The 1,518-nt window shown below is 63.8% G+C and carries 1 protein-coding gene; it reads right to left on the reverse strand.

Features of this window, described 5'->3' with window-relative positions:
* Positions 1 to 797: 797 nt before the first annotated feature.
* Positions 798 to 1,518 (reverse strand): rolling circle replication-associated protein (locus tag C446_RS16355; protein WP_049920307.1); only part of this gene is annotated, 721 nt, incomplete at its 5' end.

A 1,518-nucleotide genomic window follows, 5' to 3' on the forward strand; every position in this document is an offset into this window, starting at 1 on the left:
AGTAAAGACCGCACCGCCGCCGCACCGCCACCGCACAAGATAGCCCCCTCCCGCCGGTCGGGGGCGTGCGGATCGGGCGGCCCTCGAGCCGGGTACGCCGGCTCTCGGGCAAATCAAGATCGCCCGATCCTTGCGGTGGATCGGCGCTTAGTCGTCCAGACCGAGCGTTTCCGTGAACCGTCGAAACACTTACTGACTCGGCTGAGAGAGGACAGAGCGAGGACGAACCCTCCGGCCAAGAGGTTTCCACCGGGCGATTCTGCCACAAATCGCGTCCGGTGGAATCGTCCGTCGCCCGGGCCTTCTCCGGGCATTCACTCACGTTGCGTAGCTTTGACTGCGACGAGAACGACTAGCCCCTTAAAGAATACTGACCTTTCACCCCGGCAGAACATCTACCTATCCCGATACTACCAACACGCCCACATATTGTTATTAGCAGTTCTAACCATAGCCAGACAGAACCCGAAACCGCATGACAGCGCAGGGGTCGCCGATCGCCCCGGAGTATCACCCATCACAACTTACCGCCGTCTTGCGATTCTTCCCCCTGTCGAATCCCGGCCCTATCCGTACAATCGCAGGACGGCGTAAGGATACCCCTGTCTGAACCGCCACAACTTACCGCCGTCTTGCGATTCTCCCACCACAATCACTCGCCCCTCCGCTCCCTAATCGCAGGACGGCGCAAGGGTCGCCGAAAATCGAACCGACCCCACCACCCACCACAGGGACCTATAACGGTGTCTAGGGGGACCCCACCCGGCACCTCTCACCTCGCGGTGGGACCGACCGATCTAGTCTGGTGGCGGTCCTCTATCCTCGTCGCGCCGGAAGTCTCCCGACGCAGCCGACACCCAGTCCTCGACGATCGGATCCCACGCCATCAGTGACCAGTCCTCCTCGAGCGCACTGCCGTCACGATCGTCGCCGCCCGGATCGCGTGGATCGAGATCGACGTCGGCGCTAGATCCGTACCGCCGCGACCCCGACGGCAGGAACGACAGCGAGCCACGACCGAGGTACGCACTGATGTAGTGCGCCGCGTTCCGTGCGTCCACCCGCCGGATGTCCACCACCCGGCCGAGGCCGACGCGCTCGGCCAACTGCGACAGTTCCCGCTGCGGCAGGAACCGATCCACGAGCAGGTGCAGGTGCGGCCGGTCCCGCTCGTCTCCCTCGTGCCGCACCCACAGATACGACAGGTTTGGATAGCGGTCCCTCAGTTCCGTCCTCAGCGCGTTCCACCGATCGGTGATGTACTCGTGCTTCTCCTCCTTCGACGCGGGCGCTCTGCGGTCCACTGTGAGCGTCAGGAACCGACGCATCTCCGGGCGCTCCTCCGTGATCCGTTCTATCTCCTCGATCAGTCCCATCCTCAGCCGGTGGCCGCAACACTCGCAGTCCCACGAACCGCAACGGTACGACGCCTGTTCCCCCGATTCTGTCTGGTACTTCAGGTGCGCCAAGTCCTTCCGGCAGTCCGGCCGCTCCCGATCCGGCCCGCAATCCCAGTCC

The organism is Halobiforma nitratireducens JCM 10879 (assembly GCF_000337895.1).
Classification (GTDB): domain Archaea; phylum Halobacteriota; class Halobacteria; order Halobacteriales; family Natrialbaceae; genus Natronobacterium; species Natronobacterium nitratireducens.